This window comes from Arthrobacter sp. B1I2, assembly GCF_030816485.1.
In the GTDB taxonomy this organism is placed as follows: domain Bacteria; phylum Actinomycetota; class Actinomycetes; order Actinomycetales; family Micrococcaceae; genus Arthrobacter.
Window position 1 is genome coordinate 2,510,152 of sequence record NZ_JAUSYC010000001.1, and the last position, 20,162, is coordinate 2,530,313.

The 20,162-nt window shown below is 66.1% G+C and carries 12 protein-coding genes, 2 tRNA genes and 1 pseudogene; 10 read left to right on the forward strand and 5 right to left on the reverse strand.

Going from position 1 to position 20,162, the window contains the following annotated elements; genetic code table 11:
* Positions 1 to 12: 12 nt before the first annotated feature.
* Entirely contained in the window at positions 13 to 1,284 is a 1,272-nt protein-coding gene (locus QFZ57_RS11765; protein WP_306630606.1) for a macrolide 2'-phosphotransferase, read from the reverse strand.
* Positions 1,285 to 1,426: 142 nt separating this feature from the next.
* Here QFZ57_RS11765 and nudC point away from each other — a divergent pair.
* From nudC to QFZ57_RS11780, 3 genes and pseudogenes are all read left to right on the forward strand, one after another.
* Positions 1,427 to 2,450, forward strand: a pseudogene (gene nudC / locus QFZ57_RS11770) (NAD(+) diphosphatase).
* 55 nt (positions 2,451 to 2,505) lie between these two features.
* Entirely contained in the window at positions 2,506 to 4,641 is a 2,136-nt protein-coding gene (locus QFZ57_RS11775; protein ID WP_306630608.1) for an ATP-dependent DNA helicase UvrD2, read from the forward strand.
* On the forward strand, positions 4,638 to 5,276 hold the full coding sequence (locus tag QFZ57_RS11780; protein ID WP_306900366.1) for a M48 family metallopeptidase: 639 nt from the start codon (positions 4,638 to 4,640) through the stop codon (positions 5,274 to 5,276). The genes QFZ57_RS11775 and QFZ57_RS11780 overlap by 4 nt, the downstream gene beginning before the upstream one ends.
* A 71-nt stretch (positions 5,277 to 5,347) precedes the next feature.
* Here QFZ57_RS11780 and QFZ57_RS11785 read toward each other — a convergent pair whose 3' ends face one another.
* The gene (locus QFZ57_RS11785) at positions 5,348 to 6,769 is read right to left on the reverse strand and encodes a zinc-dependent metalloprotease (RefSeq protein ID WP_306630610.1); all 1,422 of its coding nucleotides are present in this window, start codon (positions 6,767 to 6,769) and stop codon (positions 5,348 to 5,350) included.
* A 136-nt stretch (positions 6,770 to 6,905) separates the two neighbouring features.
* Here QFZ57_RS11785 and QFZ57_RS11790 point away from each other — a divergent pair, with 136 nt between their 5' ends.
* From QFZ57_RS11790 to QFZ57_RS11810, 5 genes are all read left to right on the forward strand, one after another.
* Positions 6,906 to 8,087, forward strand: coding sequence for a YlbL family protein (locus QFZ57_RS11790; protein ID WP_373461234.1), 1,182 nt, complete (start codon positions 6,906 to 6,908; stop codon positions 8,085 to 8,087).
* A gap of 148 nt (positions 8,088 to 8,235) precedes the next feature.
* A complete protein-coding gene (locus QFZ57_RS11795; protein ID WP_306901571.1) occupies positions 8,236 to 11,214 on the forward strand; it encodes a UPF0182 family membrane protein in 2,979 nt (992 codons plus the stop codon).
* A gap of 121 nt (positions 11,215 to 11,335) precedes the next feature.
* A tRNA-Met gene (locus tag QFZ57_RS11800) sits at positions 11,336 to 11,409 on the forward strand.
* A gap of 116 nt (positions 11,410 to 11,525) precedes the next feature.
* Positions 11,526 to 11,599 (forward strand) — tRNA-Met (locus QFZ57_RS11805).
* A 139-nt stretch (positions 11,600 to 11,738) separates the two neighbouring features.
* Positions 11,739 to 12,671, forward strand: a complete 933-nt coding sequence (locus QFZ57_RS11810; protein WP_306900368.1) for a cytochrome b/b6 domain-containing protein — start codon at positions 11,739 to 11,741, stop codon at positions 12,669 to 12,671.
* Between the two features lie 34 nt (positions 12,672 to 12,705).
* Here QFZ57_RS11810 and QFZ57_RS11815 read toward each other — a convergent pair whose 3' ends face one another.
* The 3 genes from QFZ57_RS11815 to QFZ57_RS11825 form a co-directional block, all read right to left on the reverse strand.
* The gene (locus QFZ57_RS11815) at positions 12,706 to 14,130 is read right to left on the reverse strand and encodes a cryptochrome/photolyase family protein (protein ID WP_306900370.1); all 1,425 of its coding nucleotides are present in this window, start codon (positions 14,128 to 14,130) and stop codon (positions 12,706 to 12,708) included.
* A gap of 90 nt (positions 14,131 to 14,220) precedes the next feature.
* A complete protein-coding gene (locus tag QFZ57_RS11820; RefSeq protein ID WP_306630613.1) occupies positions 14,221 to 15,009 on the reverse strand; it encodes a PspA/IM30 family protein in 789 nt (262 codons plus the stop codon).
* Positions 15,010 to 15,116: 107 nt separating this feature from the next.
* A complete protein-coding gene (locus QFZ57_RS11825) occupies positions 15,117 to 17,174 on the reverse strand; it encodes a TPM domain-containing protein (protein WP_306900372.1) in 2,058 nt (685 codons plus the stop codon).
* Positions 17,175 to 17,455: 281 nt separating this feature from the next.
* On the opposite strand from QFZ57_RS11825, the gene QFZ57_RS11830 reads away from it, so the two are divergent.
* Together QFZ57_RS11830 and QFZ57_RS11835 are read left to right on the forward strand one after the other, a co-directional pair.
* The gene (locus tag QFZ57_RS11830) at positions 17,456 to 19,114 is read left to right on the forward strand and encodes a S1C family serine protease (RefSeq protein WP_306900374.1); all 1,659 of its coding nucleotides are present in this window, start codon (positions 17,456 to 17,458) and stop codon (positions 19,112 to 19,114) included.
* Positions 19,115 to 19,357: 243 nt separating this feature from the next.
* Positions 19,358 to 20,149 carry an electron transfer flavoprotein subunit beta/FixA family protein gene (locus QFZ57_RS11835; RefSeq protein WP_306900376.1) on the forward strand — a complete coding sequence of 264 codons (792 nt, stop codon included), beginning with the start codon at positions 19,358 to 19,360 and terminating at the stop codon, positions 20,147 to 20,149.
* Positions 20,150 to 20,162 lie beyond the last annotated feature (13 nt).

The window sequence follows — 20,162 nt, forward strand, 5'->3', positions numbered from 1 at the left end:
GGCGGCCCAGGCTCAGCCCTGTTTGGCGTTAATCACCGAGATGGCGGCTGTGGATGTGTCGTCCGGACCCTTGGTTTCGGCGTCCGGGACCGGCGCGGCCTCAACCACTGCAGTGGGCTGCTCGGCCGGGATCGGAGTCACGTGCACGGCCGGTTGTGCTGGCGCCACCGGCTGTGCCGGAACCGTGGCCTGAGCCTGCCCTGCGGGTTGGGCGGGAACCGGGATGACTGTGACGGCTGGAGTGACCAGGGAACTGCCGCCCCGGGACCCGGGGGCGGCCCCCGAAACTGCAGCCGAGGCAGGAGCGGACGTTCCTGGTCCGTCAGGGCTGCCCTTGGCGGGAAGTGGCTCAACGCTGATAGGCCTGCCGCCATACTCGGCGATGTCACTGGCAAGGCTCTCCAGCATGTCCTCCGCCTCGCTGACCATGTCCTGGTCACCGGCCGCGAGGCCCTTGACCAGGTACTGCGCCAGGGCGAACTCGGCGGACAGGGCGGCCCGCCGCAGCAGGTGCTGGTCGGGGACGTCGCGGCGGCTGGAAATGTAGGCCTGCAGTACGGCGTCAATGAAGTCCTGTTCATTCGAAGCCACCAGCCAGGCAAAGTCGTCGGCAGGGTCGCCGATGCGCAGGTCCGTCCAGCCGGTTACTGCGGTCACCCTTCCCGCCTCCACCAGCAGGTTGTCCTCGTGCAGGTCCCCGTGGACCACGCAGGGGTTGAACCGCCACAGGGACACGTCCTCCATGGCGTGCTCCCAGCGGCGCAACAGTGCGGCCGGAATCTTGCCAGTGGTCGCCGCCTGGTCCAGTTCGTTCAGCCGCCGTTGGCGGAACTCGTTGGGTGTGTAACTGGGCAGGTCGGCGTTGCTGACCAGTGACCGCGGCAGGTCGTGGACCGCGGCCAGCGCGGAACCGATTTCGCGGGCCAGGCCGGCCGGTCCCGACGTCAACTCTTCGACGCTGCGCGTGGTGCCGGACAGGTGCGAGTAAACGAAGGTGGTCAGCGTTCCCAGCCGGACGCTGCCGGCAACCGTCGGCATCAGGAACGGCAGTTCCGCCCGGACGGCGGGAGCGAAAGCCCGCAGCACCAGGAATTCCGTTTCCAGCCGCGCGCTGGCTTCGGCGTGCCGCGGCGACCGGACCCGCCAGCGTTTGCCTTCGGAGTCGAGGAGCAGGGCTGAGTCGAAGTCCGCGGGGTCATCCGGCGCAGAGCTAACAGCCGTCGGGGTCAGCCCGGGGACTGCCGCGGTTGCAATTGCCGCCAGTTCAATCGGTTTTCTTCTCACCGTTCCACGGTAGATTGCCCGCCGTCCCGGACAGCGGTCTGGCCGCGGCGAGTCTCCAGATAGCTCAAATAGGGGGGGCCTCCCGCAGCAGGCGGAACCTCCCGGAATGTGAAATGTCGGTAGCAGTCAGTACGGTGGAAGCATGAGCCACGCGGAGTCCATAACACCCGTCCACCAGGCTGCGCCGGCACGGCTGCCGGCGAACCATTTGGCGGATACCCTGCTCCCCGTGAAGCCGGCGCTGGTGGACCGCGGCTCCGCCGCGCGCATCAGGCCCGGCATGGTCGATGACCTGCTGTCCGGCCCGGATGTCCTGGCTGCGGTCCTGTCGAGTCGTCAGGGGCTGGTCCAGGGCAGCAACATCGCCCTGATCGGGGCCAGGGAGCTCCTGACAGAGCTGAAAGAAGCAGGTTCCACGCCGGAGCTGGTGGTGTACTTGGGATCTGCCCTGCCTGCGGCTGACCTTCCGGCCGGCACTGAGCTTCTGCTTTTCGTCCTGCCCGAGCCTGTGGAACCCGGCACCGGCGGTATCCCGGCCGATGCGGCCTGGGCCGGGATTCCGGGAAGTCGCCGCAGCCTTGACCCCCACCTCCACCGCCTTGTTCGTGGAAGCCAGTGCCATCACCAACTGGCACGCTGCCCACACGCATTGCCCCCGCTGCGGAACACCCACGCAGGTGGAAGCCGGCGGCTGGGTGCGGCGGTGTCCGGCGGACAACTCTGAACATTTTCCCCGCACCGATCCCGCCATCATTGTTACAGTCGTGGGCCCGGACGGGCGGCTGCTCCTGGGCGGCGGCGGTCCTGTGGACGCCCGGAATTACTCCCTGCTCGCCGGCTTTGTAGAGCCCGGCGAGTCACTCGAAGAGGCCGTGGTGCGCGAGATCCAGGAGGAAGTTGGGGTGCGGGTCACCGCCTGCCAGTATCTCGGCTCCCAGTCGTGGCCGTTCCCCGCCTCGCTTATGCTTGGATTTACCGCCGTCACCGAGGACGCCCAGGCAACGCCCGACGGCGTGGAGGTCACCAGGGCCCGATGGTTCAGCCGCGAGGAACTCCAGGAAGCGGTGCTCAGCGGGGAGATCACCATTTCCAGCAGGCTGTCCATTGCCCGCTCGCTGATTGAGCACTGGTACGGCGCCCGGATCCAGGACCGGGCCGGCGCCTAAGTTATTCCATCCACCAGACTCCAGCACGCGGTAGTCGAGAAATAAAGCAGCAGAAGTGACTACAGAGAATTTTGACGGAGCAGCCTCGCTGGAAGACCGGATCCTTGGGGGTCTGGACGCGGAACAGCGTGAGGTGGCGAGCACCCTGAACGGCCCGTTGTGCGTGCTGGCAGGCGCGGGAACCGGGAAGACCCGCGCCATCACCCACCGCATTGCCTATGGCGTGCACTCGGGGGTCTACACTCCACAGCGCCTGCTCGCCGTAACGTTCACTGCCCGGGCCGCGGCCGAGATGCGCAGCCGGCTGCGCGATCTTGGCGCCGGCAATGTGCAGGCCCGGACCTTCCACGCCGCTGCCCTGCGCCAGCTGCAGTTCTTCTGGCCGCAGGCTGTGGGGGGCACGTTGCCCAACCTGCTGGACCACAAGGCCCAGATGATTGCGGAGGCCGCCCGGCGTCTCCGGCTGAGCACGGACAGGGCCTCCATCCGGGACCTTGCCTCGGAAATCGAATGGGCCAAAGTCTCCATGCTGACGCCGGCCAACTACCTGGAGAACGCCCAGGGGAGGGGTGCGCCCGGCGGGCTCGACCTCACCACGGTGGCCCGCGTCTTCCAGTCCTACGAAGACGTCAAGACCGACCGCAACGTGATCGACTTCGAGGACGTCCTGCTCATCACAGTGGGCATCCTCCAGGAGGACGAGAAGGTGGCTGCCACGGTTCGGGAACAGTACCGCCACTTCGTGGTGGACGAATACCAGGACGTCTCCCCGCTGCAGCAGCGGCTCCTTGAGCTCTGGCTCGGCGGGCGTGACGAACTCTGCGTGGTGGGTGACGCCAGCCAGACCATCTACTCCTTCACCGGCGCGTCGCCCCGGCACCTCCTGGATTTCAAGACCCGTTACCCCCAGGCCAATGTGGTGAAGCTCATCAGGGACTACCGGTCCACTCCGCAGGTGGTGAAACTGGCCAACGACCTGCTGGCCGCCCGCCGCGGCGGCGGGCCCACCGCCGACGCCGCATGGGCATCACCCCTGCAGCTGGTGGCGCAGCGCCCCGCCGGGCCCACGCCCCAGTTCACCGAATGCACCGACGATGAAGCCGAAGCCGCCACGGTGGCGCAGAAGATCAAGGCACTGCTCGACGCCGGCACCCCGGCCAGCGAGGTTGCCATCCTTTTCCGTACCAACGGCCAGTCGGAGGCCTATGAGCAGGCACTCGCGGCGGCAGGCATCGGCTATCAGCTGCGGGGCGGTGAACGCTTCTTCGCCCGCAAGGAGGTCCGGGACGCCATCCTCCAGCTGCGCGCGGCCACCAGGGCCGTTTCTGAGACGGATACGCCGGAACCGCTGGGGCAGCTGGTCCGGGATATCGTCTCCTCCCTCGGCTACACGGACTCCGCACCACACAGCGGAGGTGCCCTGCGCGAACGCTGGGAGTCCCTCGCGGCACTGGTGGCCCTCGCCGACGAACTCGTGCAGACCCGCGGCCCCCAGTTCGGCCTGGCGGATTTCGTCAACGAACTCCAGGAGCGTTCCCTCGCCCAGCACGCGCCAACTGTGCAGGGCGTTACACTCGCCTCACTCCACGCGGCCAAGGGCCTGGAATGGGACGCCGTCTTCCTGGTGGGGCTCAGTGAAGGCCTGATGCCCATCTCCTTCGCCGATTCACCGGAATCGGTGGACGAGGAACGCCGGCTCCTGTACGTCGGGATCACCCGCGCCCGCGAACACCTTTCGCTCTCGTGGAGTACGGCGAGAACTCCGGGCGGCCGGGCCAACCGGAAACCATCCCGGTTCCTCGACGGCCTGCGCCCGGATTCGGTGGCAAGCTCAAGTACCCGGGGCAAGGGAACCCCGCCGCGCCGGAAGGCTGCCGCCCCCGCCGTGTGCCGGGTCTGCGGCAGCATGCTTGCCACCGGGGCCGAACGCAAGGTGGGACGCTGCAACGCCTGTCCTCCCACCTATGAGGAGCAGACGTTTGACGCGCTACGCAACTGGCGCCGTGAGGTGGCGCAATCCGCGGACGTCCCAGCCTTCGTCGTATTCACCGATGCCACCCTTACTGCCATTGCCGAGGCCAAGCCGGCATCGCTGGAGGAGCTTGCCGGCCTCGCCGGCGTTGGCCCGTCCAAGCTGGAAAGGTATGGGGAAGACGTCCTTCGGGTCCTTGCCGAAAGCAGTGTCCTATGAGGCGTGGACCCAACGGCGGCCCCCAGCAGGCCGCCGTGCTGACCACCGCGAACGGTTCTCCCGTGGAGGTGCGGCGCTCTGCCCGGCGCACCCGCACGGTGGCGGCGTTCTGGGAAGACGGAACGGCGGTGGTTGCCATTCCGGCCCGCTTCACTGCCGCGCAGGAGCGCGAGTGGGTTCACCGCATGCTGGCCAAACTGCATAAACAGGGGGAGCGGCAAGCGGCAGCCGGCCGGCGGCGTCCTGCCAGCGACGAGGCCCTTGCCGCCCACGCCGCTCAACTGTCCGCCCAATATCTCGGCGGCCGGCCGGTGCCCACATCCGTCCGTTGGGTCAGCAACCAGAACTCGCGGTGGGGTTCAGCCACTCCGGCCGAGGGAACCATCCGGCTGTCGGACAAGCTGCGGCCCATGCCGCAATGGGTCATCGACTACGTCCTGCTCCACGAACTGGCCCACCTCCTGGTGGCCTCGCACAACGCCGCGTTCTGGAAGCTGCTGGAGACCTACCCTGAAACCCAGCGGGCCAAGGCGTTCCTCGAGGGTGTCTCGTTTGCCACGTCCCGGGGACTGGACAAAGAAGTCACGGCGGGCAGTGGACACGCCCCGGACACCTGGGCCGGCGACGCCGACTAGCGCCCGTCTCGAGCACGTGCGGCCGAAAAACACTCCGGCGGGCCAGGAAATCCCGGCCCGCCGGAAAAGCCTCAGCCCCGGGGCTGGTCCGGTCCGCCGTCGTCCTTGCTGCCGGTGTCCCCGGCCCCGCCTTCATCGTTGGGGGTGTCGTCGAAGCCGCCGTCCAGCAGTTTCTGCAGGGCGTCGTCCACTTCGCTGTCGCTGGCTTCGGCGAGCTTGCGGCGGGAGCTGAAGCCTTTGGGATCGTCCAGGTCCTCGGCAGTGGGCAGCAGGTCGGGGTGATGCCAGATGGCGTCACGGCCCTCGATGCCGCGTTCCTCCTTCAGCGTGGCCCACAAGGTGGCGGCGTCGCGCAGCCGGCGCGGCCGCAGCTCCAGTCCCACCAGGGAAGCGAAGGCGTGCTCGGCGGGGCCGCCCGTTGCCCGGCGGCGCCGCACTGTCTCCCGCAGCGCGCCCGCGGACGGCAGGACCTTCTCTGTCGCAGCGGCGGTGAGTTCGTCCACCCAGCCCTCCACCAGGGCCAGTGCTGTCTCAAGCTTCTCCAGCGCCTGCTCCTGCGCGGGGGTCCGCTGCGGCATGAAGACGCCTTGGGAAAGGGCCTCCTGGATGCCTTCCGGGTTGCTCGGGTCAAGGTCCCGGGCGAGTTCCTCGATGCGTGAGGTGTCGATGTGGATGCCGCGGGCGTAGGCCTCGATGGCGCCCAGCAGGTGTCCGCGAAGCCAGGGAACCTGAACGAAGAGCCGTGCGTGCGCGGCTTCCCGTACGGCAAGGAACAGCCGGATGTCGTTCTCGGGGAGGGACAGGCCCTCGCCGAACGCAGCAACATTCACCGGCAGGAGAGCCATCTCAAGGTCGGCGAGCGGGACACCGATGTCAGTGGAGCTCACCACGTCCTGGGACAGTGCACCGATGGCCTGCCCCAGCTGCATGCCGAAGATGGCGCCGCCCATGTTCTGCAGCATGGAGGAGGCGCCCCCCATCATGGACTTCATTTCCTCGGGCATCTGCTCCGTCATGGCGGAGGAGAGCGCATTGGCGATGCTGTTGGCCACGGGTTCGGTCAGCCGCTTCCAGGTTCCCAGGGTGGCCTCCACCCATTCCGCGCGGGACCAGGCCTTGCCGATCAGACCGGTGGCAGGCAGGTCGGTGACCGGGTCCAGCCACAGCTCCGCGAGGCGGAGTGCTTCATCCACATCGCGGGACTGCTGGGCAGTGACCGACGGGTCAGAGCTGCCGGCTGCCACCCGCCGGGCGTTGTCGTGGGCCAGGGTCCAGTTGACGGGACCCTCGGACGGGGCACTCATCATTGCCTGCACTTGGGAGAACATCTGGGCCAGCAGGTTGGGGTCATCCGGCAGGCCGGCAGCCTTGGCGAGCTCGGCGGGATCGAAGTTTTCCATCCCCTTGCCGCCCATCAGGTTCTGCAGCATTTCGGTCAACGGATCCTTTGGGGTGTCGTCGCCGTTGGACGGATTGAGTGGGTTGGAGGTCATGGTCCCGCCGATCGCTGGTGTGACTGTTGATCAACCTTCACGGTACCCCGGCGGGGGTCGGCTGTCTGCCGCCTGCCGCCGTCGTTCGCTCTAGGCAAAGCGCCCCGGCGCACCACCACCGCGTACTGTTGGTGGAGTGACTACAACCCGTGGCAGCCATCCTTCCGAGGACCACGTTCCCGATCTTCCTCCCTTCCCAAACGTCGGTCCTTTGGACGCCGGCAGCAGTGCCGGCGCGGACGACGGCGGACGCCCGGGCAGGAGGCTTTCCACCATGATGGTTGCCGGGCTGGCGGCGCTGGGGCTGGGAATAGCCGTGGGCACGCTTCCGGTGCCCTACGTCATCGAGTCGCCCGGGCCCACGTACAACACCCTGGGGGAGAGCCAAGGGCATCCGGTCATCAATGTCAGCGGCCGTGAAACGTATCCCGCCGCCGGGAGCCTGGACCTGACGACGGTGTATGTCGACGGCGGTCCCACTGGTTCCGTCAGCATCCTGAACGCCTTCTCCGCATGGCTGGACAGTTCCAAGGCCGTGTACCCGGTGGAACTGATCTATCCCACGGGCACCACCAGGGAAGCGGCCCAGGAACAGGGCGCCGTTGCCATGGCCACTTCCCAGGAGAACGCTGTGGCCTCTGCCCTGAAAGAACTCAAGATCCCCTTCGGGCAGCAGCTCCAGGCCGCAGACCTGTCCAAGGATTCGGCATCCGCGGGCAAGATCCTGCAGGGGGACATCCTCAAGTCCATCAACGGCAAGGACATCACCTCACTTACCGTCATCCAGGATGAACTGGCAGCGGGCAAGGGTGCACCGGTCCCGGTAACGGTGGAACGCGGCGGCCGGCCCATCACAGTCGAGGTCACCCCCAAGGACAATGGCCAGGGCCGGTTCATCCTTGGCGTCATGTTGAAGTATCTGTTCAGTTTCCCTTTCCAGGTGCAGATCTCCCTGGACAAGGTGGCCGGCCCCAGCGCCGGGCTCATGTTCTCGCTTGGCATCATTGACACGGTCACGCCGGGCGACCTCACCGGTGGCAAACATGTAGCGGGCACGGGCACTATTTCGCCCGACGGTGCGGTGGGGCCCATCGGCGGCATCGGGCAAAAGATGCAGGGGGCGCGCTCCTCTGGAGCCTCCCTCTTCCTCGCTCCCGCGGGAAACTGCGATGAGGTGGTGGGCCATGTCCCCGACGGTCTCCAGGTGGTCCGTGTTGAGAACCTTGCGGAGGCCCGGCATGCGGTCGAAGTGGCCGGAAGCGGACAGGACACATCTGGACTCCCGGCCTGCACCAGCAAATCGACCGGGCCCAACTAGACTCGACAGGAACTAAGCTTTACCGCCACTCGTGGCACAGATGACGGACGAAACCAGCCGTTAGACCGGTACCGTACGTCGCCCGCACGCTTCGGATATTTCGACGACCAGCTATGAGGTACCCAGTTTGTCCCGTCCCGCCAGCACCATGTCCACCGGCAGACCCCCTTCACGACGTGGTGCCCTGACGCCCACCCTGATCGTTGTCGCCCTGGTGGTCGTGGGCTTCATATTCTTCGCCAACGTCTGGACCGACGTCCTCTGGTACCGGCAACTGGGCTTCATCGAGGTCTTCGTTACCGAAAACCTGGCCAAGATCGCCATCTTCGTGGCCGGCTTCGCCATCATGTTCACTGCGGTCTTCTTCGCAATCCGCATTGCCTACAACGCCCGGCCCGTCTACGCGCCGGACTCTGAGATCCGGGACAACCTCAACCGGTACCAGGCACAGCTGGAGCCCGTGCGCCGGATTGTCATGGTGGGCTTGCCGGTCCTCTTTGGCCTCTTTGCGGGCAGCGCAGCCGCGAGCCAGTGGCAGAAAGTCCTGCTCTTCTTCAACCAGGTTGGCTTCGGCCAGGCCGATCCCCAATTCAACATGGACATCAGCTTCTACCTGATGACCCTGCCGTTCCTCGGATTCGTGACCGGATTCCTGATCAGCGTGGTGGTGATTGCCGGTATCGCCGGCATCCTCACGCATTACCTGTACGGCAGCATCCGGCTGATGGAGCGCGGCGTGTTCACCAGCCGCGCAGCGCAAATTCACATCGCAGTGACCGGCGCCGCCTTCCTGGTGCTCCTGGGCGCCAACTTCTGGCTGGACCGCTACTCCTCGGTGCTAAGCAGCGGTGGCCGCTGGGCCGGTGCGCTCTACACTGACGTCAACGCCGTCATCCCCACCAAAGCCATCCTCGCTGTGGCTGCCGTCCTGGTGGCCATCCTCTTCATTGTTGCCGCCGTCATCGGGCGCTGGCGCCTGCCCGTGATCGGCACCGCCATGCTGATCATTACCTCCATCCTGGCGGGGGGCGTCTACCCCTGGGTGATCCAGCAGTTCCAGGTCCGCCCGTCGGAGCAGACACTGGAAAGCAAGTACATCCAGCGCAACATCGAGAACACGCGCAGGGCCTACGGCCTGGACGGCATCCAGGAAACGCGGTACGACGCCACCAACACGGCCAGCACCGGAGCGCTCGCGCCCGATGCCCAGACCACGGCCAACATCCGGCTCCTGGACCCGAATCTGATCTCCGACGCGTTCGCGCAGCTGGAACAGTACCGCCCGTACTACCAGTTCCCCAAGGCCCTCAACGTTGACCGCTACGAGGTGGACGGCAAGATCCAGGACACCGTGATCGCGGTCCGGGAATTGAACCCCACGAACGTCGCTACCAACCAGCAGGGCTGGCTGAACCAGCACGTGGTGTACACGCACGGCTACGGGGTTGTGGCGGCCAAGGGCAACAAATTCACGGTTGACGGCAAGCCGGAATTCCTGCAGTCCGGCATTCCGTCAACAGGCGTGCTGGGTAACGATACAACCTACGAACCGCGGATCTACTTCGGCGAGTCCTCCCCCGAATACTCGATCGTGGGGGCCCCTGACGGCGCCACCCCGCGCGAGCAGGACCGCCCCTCCGGCAAGGAAGGGGAGGGCGAAACCCAGTACACGTTCAAGGGGAACGCCGGGCCGAATGTCGGCTCCTTCTTCAACAAGGTCCTTTACGCCATCAAGTTCCAGTCGTCGGACCTGCTGCTCTCGGACGGTGTCAATCCCGAGTCCCAGATCCTGTACGACCGCAGCCCCCGCGAGCGTGTCCAGAAGGTGGCCCCCTACCTGACGGTGGACGGCGGCGCCTATCCTGCTGTAGTGGACGGCCGGGTCAAGTGGATCGTTGATGGGTACACCACCAGCCAGTACTTCCCGTACTCCCAGCAGAAGCAGCTCTCGGACGCCACTACTGATTCGCAGACGAGTTCCGGCCGCGCCGTCGCCCTGCCCAACAGCACGGTGAACTACATCCGCAACTCGGTCAAGGCCACGGTTGACGCCTATGACGGCTCGGTCACCCTTTACGCTTGGGATGACACCGACCCGGTCCTGAAGGCCTGGCAGAAGGTCTTCCCGTCATCCCTGAAGCCGTACTCGGAGATGTCCGGCGCGGTGATGAGCCACGTCCGCTACCCGGAGGACCTGTTCAAGGTCCAGCGCGAGCTGTTGGGGCAGTACCACGTGACCGATCCCACCAGCTTTTACAAGAACAATGACGCCTGGAGCGTACCTGCAGATCCCACCGTGGATACTGACGTGAAACAGCCGCCGTTCTACATGTCGCTGCAGATGCCGGACCAGCAGAAGCCGGCCTTCCAGCTGACTTCTTCCTTCATCCCGCAGATTGTGAACGGAAACGCCCGGAACGTCCTGTACGGCTTCCTGGCAGCAGACTCGGATGCAGGCAACCAGGCGGGAGTGAAGGCCGAGGGCTATGGCAAGCTGCGGCTGCTGCAGATTCCGCCGGAAACACAGGTGCCGGGTCCAGGCCAGGCACAAAACAAGTTCAACTCGGACCCCACGGTGTCGCAGGCCCTCAACCTGTTGCGGCAGGGTGCGTCTGATGTGTTGAACGGCAACCTGCTCACCCTGCCCGTGGGCGGTGGAATCCTCTACGTCCAGCCGGTCTACCTTAAGTCGACCGGTGAGACCTCGTACCCCACCCTGCAGCGCGTGCTGGTGGCCTTCGGCGACAAGGTGGGCTTCGCGCCAACACTCGACGCAGCCCTCAAGCAGCTCTTCGGTGGTGATTCCGGTGCAGCCGCGGGTGATTCAGCCAACAACGGCCAGACGCCGCCGGGCCCGGGAGCGCCTGCCACACCGGCAGAAGCGGACGCGAAGGCACAGCTGAAGGCGGCCCTGGATGAGGCGAACTCGGCCATCCAGTCCGGCCAGGCGGCACTTGCGGCCGGCGACTTCGCTGCCTACGGCGAGGCGCAGAAGAAAATCGCGGCCGCGCTGAAGAAGGCGATGGACGCCGAGACCAAGATCCCGGTTACTGCTCCGGAGGCCAGCCCGGCCCCCGCTGCTTCCAGCTCCCCTTCGGCCACGCCGTCCCCGTCAGCGGGTCAGTAGCAGGACGGCGGCGGCCCGGCACCGGGATCCCGCGGGGACCAGGGTGCCGGGCCGGCGTAACGGACGTCACGCCGTCTCAATTTGGCCCGCGGTTCACCTCCCGGTAAAGTAGTTTTTGCGACGCGGGGTGGAGCAGTTCGGTAGCTCGCTGGGCTCATAACCCAGAGGTCACAGGTTCAAATCCTGTCCCCGCAACTGAGGAAAGACCCGGATATCGGAAACGATGTCCGGGTCTTTTGCTTTCCCCGAAGGCCGGGTCCGATGGCTGTGGTCAGGGCGGACGTAAAAGTAGGGTAGTGTTGATCAAGCGACGCGGGGTGGAGCAGTTCGGTAGCTCGCTGGGCTCATAACCCAGAGGTCACAGGTTCAAATCCTGTCCCCGCAACTTATGAAGGCCCTGACCGGCAGTTACGCCGGTCGGGGCCTTCCCTTTTCCTTTGATGCGCCCAGTTCCTAGTATTCTCTTTCGAAGGGCCCCGCTATCTGTGGGCAGCCCCAGTCATTCCTGAGAGGTATGTTGTTCGATGGCCACACCCACGAAGAAACCCGGCGCCGCGACGGGTAAGCGGTCCCGGCTTTACTGGGTGGTTCCTGCCGTGCTCGTGGCGCTGGTCCTGGTGGTGCTCGCTGCCAGGCTGCTCATGGGACTGCCCGCCGTCGCGTCCTTTGTCGCCGACTACCCGGGCCAGTCGGAACTGCCGGGCAACGCTCCGGCCGGTTTCCCGGCGTGGCTGGCCTGGCAGCACTTCCTCAACGCTTTCTTCCTGCTTCTGATCATCCGCACCGGCTGGCAGGTGCGCACCACAACGCGGCCCAGCGGGCACTGGACCAGGAACAACAAGGGCCTGATCCGCACCAGGAATGCACCCACCAAGATCAGCCTTGAACTGTGGTTCCACCTGACGCTGGACGCCCTCTGGGTCCTGAACGGGCTTGTCTTCGCCGTGCTGCTGTTCGCCACCGGGCAATGGATGCGCATCGTGCCCACCAGCTGGGACATCTTCCCCAACGCCGTGTCGGCCGCGCTGCAGTACGCCTCGCTGGACTGGCCCACGGAAGACGGCTGGATCAACTACAACGCGCTGCAGCTGCTGGCATACTTCGTGACCGTCTTCATCGCGGCGCCGCTGGCGTTCATCACGGGCCTGCGGATGTCTTCCGCCTGGCCAAAGAAGGCGACCGGCCTCAACAAGGCGTACCCGATCGAATGGGCGCGCGCCGTGCACTTCCCCGTGATGATCTATTTTGTGGCGTTCATCGTGGTCCACGTCTTCCTGGTGCTCGCCACCGGTGCGCTGCGGAACCTGAACCACATGTACGGGGTACGTAATGACGACAGCTGGTTCGGGTTCTGGGTGTTCCTCGCCTCCGTGGCAGTCATGGTTGCTGCCTGGTTCCTGGCCCGCCCGATCTTCCTGCGGCCTGTCGCCTCCCTCATGGGCAAGGTCAGCCGCTAAGGCCCGCAGCTTTCCGCCGATCAGCCAGGACGGCTCAGCCGTCCTTGAGCTGCTGGTAGGCGGCCAACGCCCGTTCCCGGGATTCCGGCAGGTCAACGAGCGGTTCCGGATAATCCGGTGCCTCCGCCTTCCATGGCTCGTGGATGGCTTTGTTGTCCAGGTTGGCCAATTCCGGGATGAACTCGCGCAGGTACCGGCCCCCGGCATCGAATTTCTTGCTCTGGGTCACGGGATTGAAGATGCGGTAGTACGGCGACGCGTCAGCGCCTGAGCCCGCTACCCACTGCCAGTTGGCCGGGTTGCTGGCGGCGTCAGCGTCCACCAGGGTGTCCCAGAACCATTCCTCCCCGATCCGCCAGTCGGCCAGGAGGTTCTTCACCAGGAACGAGGCCGCGGCCATTCGCACCCGGTTGTGCATCCATCCGGTCCGCCAAAGCTGCCGCATCCCGGCATCCACCAGGGGGTAGCCCGTGCGGCCCTGCTGCCAGGCTGCCAGCTCGTCCCTGCCCGGCTGCTGCCAGGCGAACCGGTCGAATTCGGGCCGGTAGTTGCGGGTGGCCAGTTCCGGATTGTTGTACAGCAGCTGCCAACAGAATTCACGCCAGCCGAGCTCGGAGCGGAAAATTCCGACGTCGGCGGGAACCTTCTGGGGAAAGCGGCTGCGGATCTCGCGCCACACGCGGAACGGGCTGACTTCGCCAAAACGCAAATGGGGTGACAAGCGGCTGGTTCCCTCGATACCGGGCAAATTCCGCCCGGTTCCGTACTCCTCGGCAGGACCGTCCAGGAATTCCTCCAGCCGGTGGAGGGCGCCTTCCTCGCCGGGAGTCCAGGTGGCCGCCAGGCCGCCGCTCCAGTCGGGGGAGGAGGGGAGCAGCTGCCAGCTGTCGAGGTCGTCGCCCGCCTGGGGACGACCGTGTTGAGGGGGACCAGGGATCCGCGCGGGAGGCTCCAGGGGATCCCGGACATCCTGGCCGGCAAGGCATGCGCGCCAGAACGGCGTGAACACCTTGTAGGGCCCGCCGGATCCGGTCTTGACCGTCCAGGGTTCGAACAGGAGGTTCGCCTGGAAGCTTGACGCCGCCAGGCCGTTCTCGCCGGCCCACCCCTGCACTGCGGCGTCGATGGTCCGCTCAGGCATGCCATACCTCCGGTTCCAGAAGAGATGCGCAGCTCCGTTCTCCGCCACCACGTCCTTGATCACCCGCTCGGCCGGTCCCCGGCGAAGAAGCAGACCGGAGCCGCGGGCCTCAAGGGCGGAAGCCAACGAGGCCAGCGAGTGGTGCAGCCACCACCGGGTGGCACCGCCCAGCGACCGGACGCCTGGAGATTCCGCATCGAGGACGTACACCACCGTCAACGGAAGACCGAGCCCGGCTGCGGCGTTCAGTGCCGGGTTGTCATCCAGGCGGAGGTCGTCACGCAGCCAGACCAGTGCGGTCTCTTCAGTGGAGGTCATGGTTCCACGCTACACACCGTGGACATGGCAATGGCCGGGACCGCGGTCCCGGCCATCAGCCTGTTCTGCTTCGTGAGGTGTTACCTGGTCTCAGAGTTTGTCGAAGTCGGCTTCGTCCAGACTTGACTCCGACTCTGCGGGGCTGCCGGCTCCGAGGGCAGGCTTGGCGCCGCCGGTCTTCAGGGCGGCCAGGCGGGCCTCAATCTCCGTCTGCTCGCCCAGGTCCTCCAGCTGGTTGAACTGGGCGTCCAGGCTGGACGCTGCAAGTTCTTCGTGGCCGCGGACCCTGGCCTCTTCGCGGCGGATTTTTTCCTCGAAGCGGCCCACTTCGCTGGTGGGGTCCATGATGTCGATGCTCTTGATCGCGTCGTGCACCTGGGACTGCGCCGCTGCCGTCTTGGACCTGGCAACCAGTTCGTTGCGCTTGCTGGTCAGCTGGTTCAGCTTGTTCTTCATCTGGTCCAGGCCGGTTTTCAGCTTGTCCACCACCTCGCGCTGGGAGGCGATGCTGGGCTCTGCACCCTTGGCTTCGTTCTCGGCCGCCATCTGCCGCTGCAGGGCGACCTTCGCCAGGTTGTCGAACTTCTCGGCGTCGGCAACGTCGCCGGCCGCACGGAACTCGTCAGCCTTGCGGGAGGCGGCCAGTGCCTTGTTTCCCCAGTCGCGGGCGTTCTTCACGTCCTCGTTGTAGTCGTCTTCCAGCATGCGGAGGTTGCCGATGGTCTGCGCCACGGCAGACTCGGCTTCGGCGATGTTGTTGGTGTAGTCGCGGACCATCTGGTCCAGCATCTTCTGTGGATCCTCGGCGTTGTCCAGCAAAGTGTTGATGTTCGCCTTTGCCAGCTGCGCGATCCGGCCGAAAATGGACTGCTTAATCATGGTGTTTGCCTTTCGTCCTGCTCTGTGTTGACCACTGGAACCGGTGCACAGTGGTGTACCGCTTCTGTCCGCCCCGGGGTCTTCCGACGTGTTGCGGCGGAAAGTCTTTAGAAACTGCCCGAGTCTCCTCCGCCGAAGTCTCCTCCGCCGAAGCCGCCGCCGTCACCGCCGAAGCCGCCGCCTCCTCCGCCGTCGCCCCAGCCGCCTCCGCCGCCCCAGCCGCCGTGCCCGCCGTTGAGGATGGAGTTGATCAGGATGCCGCCCAGGATCGCGCCGCCCAGGCCGCCGCCCCCTCCGCCTCCGCCGCCGAACATGCCGCCCCGGCCGAAGCCCTGGTTGGCGTAGCCGTCGAAGTGCTCGACGTCGGCCTGGGCCAGCTGTGCGGCCTGCGCGGCCAGGGCGTGCGCCTGCTGCGCGTAGGTAAGCGCAGTGACGGGGTCGGTGCGGGCTATGGACAGCGCGTAGTCAAGGTTTCGCTGCGACTCCGCCAGCCGTGTGCGTGCCTCGGTGCCCACGCCGCCGCGGCGGGCGGTGATGTAGTCGGAGGTGGCACTGATCTGGGCTTGGGCGGACATGATGGTTTGCTGCAGCGATGCCTGTGCGCGCCGGGCCTGGTCCTGCTGGTCCCGGATCCCCGTCAGGGCCTGGTCCAGTGACTGGTGCGCGGTTTCGACCCGCTGCAGGGTGGCGATGGGGTCGATCTTTCCGCCCTGGATTTCGCTCTTCACCTGCGCCAGCGCGGCCTCCACCGCGGCTACCGGCCCGGCCAGTTCGGCGTGGGCGCCGGACTGGATCATGGCCTTCGCCTGGGCCAGGTCCTGTGACGTATCCACGACGGCTGCTTCCAGGCCGTTGCGGGCCTCGTCGAGATTGGTTGCGACCTTGGCGATGGCGTCCAGGAGGACGTTGGTCTGGTGCAGGCTTTCTTCGGCAGCACGTACGGCCACCGTGGCAAGGCTGCTCTCGCCTTCACCGAGCTTCTGCTGGGCAGTTCCGGAAGCGTTCTGCACAAAAGCCAGACGTTCCTTGGCCTGCACGATGTTGTCCGAGACCTGGGCCAGCGCGCTGTCCGCGTACTTGGCCCGCATGGTGGCCAGGGACTGCTCAGCGCTGGCGATCTTGGCGTCAGCTTCGCGGGCTCCGGCGTTGACAGCGGCAAGGGCCTGCGGGGCGTTCTTCTCCAGCTCACGCAAGGAGTCGAAGTCCGCCTTCTGCTCCTGGAGGGAGGCCAGGGCCGCCTCGGAGCGGCGGATGATCTCGCCGAGCCAGGTCCGTTGCTGCTCCTCCGTGTCCGGAATGTGGTCATCGAGCTGCTGCTGCAGCTTGAAGGACTCGGTCATGTGGGCCTTCGCTTCCGCCAAAGCCTTGGTGAAGTTCCCGACGGCGGAGTCACCGTATTGTGCCTGGGCGAAGCCAAGTTCCTGCTCGCTGGACTTGATGGCGTCATCCGCCTCGATCAGCAGGGAACCGCTCTTCCGGCGGAGTTCTTCCACGCTAAGGGAGGCCAGCGGGTCCAGTTCGGCGCCCTGGGGGCCGTAGCTTCCGCTGGAGGCCGCCTGGCCGGCAGCCTTCTTCCGCCGGTTCCGGTAGTACAGGTAGGCGCCGCCTCCGGCCACCACCACGCCCGCCCCGACCAGTACGCCCGCGCCGGCTCCGTCACCGGATGACACATTGCCGCTGCCGCCGCCGGCAGCGTCACCAACGGCTGATGCGGTGTCGATTGCAGCCTGGGCGAAATCCCGTTTGCCTGCGCCGAGGTTTGCGGCGACAGCGTTCTGGGTGATGTTGGTGCGCTTGGAGTAGATGGAACTGGCGGAGTTGGGGGAGAAGTAGTACTTGCCCTGGTCGGTTGCGATGGCCAGGATCACGTCTGCCTTGCCCATGCCCTTGGCCTGCGCCACGGCGTTGCTCCAGGCCGCAGGATCCGCAGGGTTCTCGAAGTTCTTTACCGTGACCACGTACAGGTTGTACTTGTGGTCCTTCAACAGCTTCTGGATGGCGTCCTGGACCTCGCCTTTCCGACTGCCCAGGACGTTGGCGTCGTCAACGATGTTGGTCCCGGAGGGAATGGCCACCGGGTCTTCGGCCCAGGCGGCGCCGGCGGGTACCGCCAGCAGCCCGGCAAGGCCAATCACGGCGAGGATACGTTTGAACTTTGACCGCATGTGCAACCCTTCAGCACGCCTGACACCGATTCCGGACGAATCAGTCGTCGAATCCAGCAGCGCCCCCACGCTTGGTGTGAAGCCGCAGGTCGCTGTGGCAATTCATCTTGATTCTATGGTGCACCCCACAGCCCGTCCATGCGGCGGAATATGCCCCCAGCGAAACGCCCCTCCGCGTGGACTCCCATCCTCCGGTCGTTCAGGAAGCTCTCAGCAAACATCCGAGCTTGTTCCAGCGGGACAGTCCATAGTTAATGCAGACGAGGATGAAAGGAAGTCCCATGACTGAGAATCAAACCCCAGGACCGGTCCCGGAAGACAACCAGGCGGGCAGCCGGAACCCGTGGCAGCAGCAGGGCCCACAGCAGGACCCGCAGCAGCCCGGAGACCGCCAGGCGGCCACTCAGTATGGGAACGGGGCTGGGGGGCAGGAGCACGCCGGCTACAGTGGCGCGGGGCAGCAGCAGAACCATGCAGCGCAGCAGCATAACCACGCAGCGCAACAGCAGAACCACACGGAGCAGCTGGACCAACCGCAGATGGGTGACAACCGCACCCAGGAACTGCCGGGTGCCCCGCGCCCGGTGTACCCGCAGCGCCAGCCGTTTTACGGCCAGTCCGGATATTACGGCCAGCAGCAGCACCAGAACGGCCAGCCTATTCACGGTGCGGGCCACAGCACGCCCAATGGGAGCGTCGGACTGGCCCCCAACCCCAAGGACGCGCCGCGACGGAAAGCAAGCTTCGGCGTCGGCACCCTCGTGGCCAGCATCCTCGCAGCAGGGCTCGTGGGCGGCGGAGTGGCAACCGTTGGTGCCGGCGAACTGTTCGGACCCACCGGGTCCAGCACCTCGACGGTCGGCAGCAACAGCCAGTCCGGGACCGTCATTGTCAACAACAAGGACGACGTCAACGCGATCACCGCAGCTGCCGTCAAGGCTTCGCCCAGCGTGGTCACCATCAGCGCCACCAGCGGCAGCTCCGGGGGCACCGGATCCGGCATCGTCCTCGACGACCAGGGGCACATCCTCACCAACACGCACGTGGTGACCCTGGACGGGCAGACCGCCGACGCCACCCTCGAGATCCGGACCAGTGACGGAAAGGTCCTGCCCGCGAAGCTGGTGGGCACCGATCCCTTGTCCGACCTCGCCGTGATCAAGGTGGACGACACCTCCAGCCTCACCCCCGCCACCCTGGGAGACTCCTCCAAGCTCAACGTGGGGGATACCGCCATCGCCATCGGTTCCCCGCTCGGCCTGACCGGGACCGTCACGGACGGCATCGTGTCCACCCTCAACCGGACCATCAGCGTCGCATCGTCTGCAGCGCCGAAGGGCGGCGACAACAGCCAGGGCGGCGACCAGGGATTCCAGTTCGCCCCTCCGGGCGGCGGCCAGAGCCAGCAAAGCTCAAGCGAGGGTTCCATCGCCATCAACGTGATCCAGACTGATGCGGCCATCAACCCCGGCAACTCCGGCGGTGCGCTGGTGAACAGCAAGGGCGAGGTCATCGGTGTAAACGTGGCCATTGCCTCCGCCGGATCCGGGACGTCCACCTCGCAGAGCGGCAACATCGGCGTCGGGTTCAGCATCCCGATCAACAACGCCAAGCGCGTGGCCCAGGAAATCATCGACACCGGCAAGGCCTCCCATGGCCAGCTGGGCGTCAGCGTCAAGGCCAAGACCTCTTCGGGCGCATCCTCCGAGTTCTCGGTGGGGGCCGACGTGGCCACCGTTGAAGCCAGTTCGGCGGCAGGAAAGGCCGGCATCAAAGTCGGCGACGTCATCACCAAGTTCAACGACCTCACCATCGGCGAACCGAACCAGCTGACAGCGGCCGTCCGCGAACAGCCGGCAGGATCCACTGTGAAGATCACGGTGATGCGCGGCGGCAAGGAGCAGACGTTCGACGTCACGCTGGGCGCCGCTGCCAGCTGAGGCACCACACTCCGGCCGTGAAAAACCGGCAATGACGACGGCGGTGTTCCCACCCAAGGGGGCGCCGCCGTCGTCATGGCGTGCTCAGGAAGACCTGACACAGACGTTAACGGAAGAGGGCGCGCGGGCGCGCCGATATGGTTAGCTAGGAGCTACCCGCCTGCCGGGCATTCCGCGGCCATGACCCACCCGGCTGGCTGTCCACAAGCATGGAAGGCTGCTGCAAAAACAGTGGAAGAGACATTGAAGATCGTAGTCCTGGTCAAGCATGTACCGGACGCCCAATTCGACCGTCACCTCAGCGGGGAGGGCAACACTGCGGACCGCGACGAAAGCATTCTGTCCGAGCTTGACGAGTACGCCCTCGAGGCAGCGCTGCAGCTGGCCGAGGCACGTGGTGGCAGCAAGGCCGGGAACCAGGTCATCGCCCTCAGCATGGGCCCGGACGGGGCCGTCAACGCCGTCAAGAAGTCGCTGCAGATGGGCGCCACCGAGGGCGTGCACCTCACGGATGACGCCCTCGCCGGCTCGGACGCGGCAGCCACTTCGCTGGCGCTCGCGGCAGCGGTCCGGCACCTGGGTGATGTGGACCTGGTCATCACCGGCATGGCCTCCACCGACGGCGAAACCTCGCTGGTTCCGGCGCAGCTGGCCGAACGGCTCGGGCTGCCGCAGGTGACGTTCGCGTCCACGCTGGAGGTCGACGGCGGTCGGCTGACGGCCCGCCGCGACGCCGACACCTCCTCGGAAACGGTGGAGGCACCGCTGCCCGCCGTCGTGTCCGTCACCGACCAGATCAACGAGCCCAGGTACCCCAACTTCAAGGGCATCATCGCCGCCAAGCGCAAGAGCATCACCACGCTCTCCCTGGCCGATATCGGCGTGGACCCCTCGCAGGTGGGCTTCGCCGGTTCCTGGACCAGCGTGGCCAGCGCGGAACAGCGGCCGCCCAGGACGGCAGGCACCATCATCACCGACGAGGGCGACGCCGGCATCAAGCTGGTTGACTTCCTGGCCGCCCAGAAGCTGCTCTAAGAGGGATCATCGA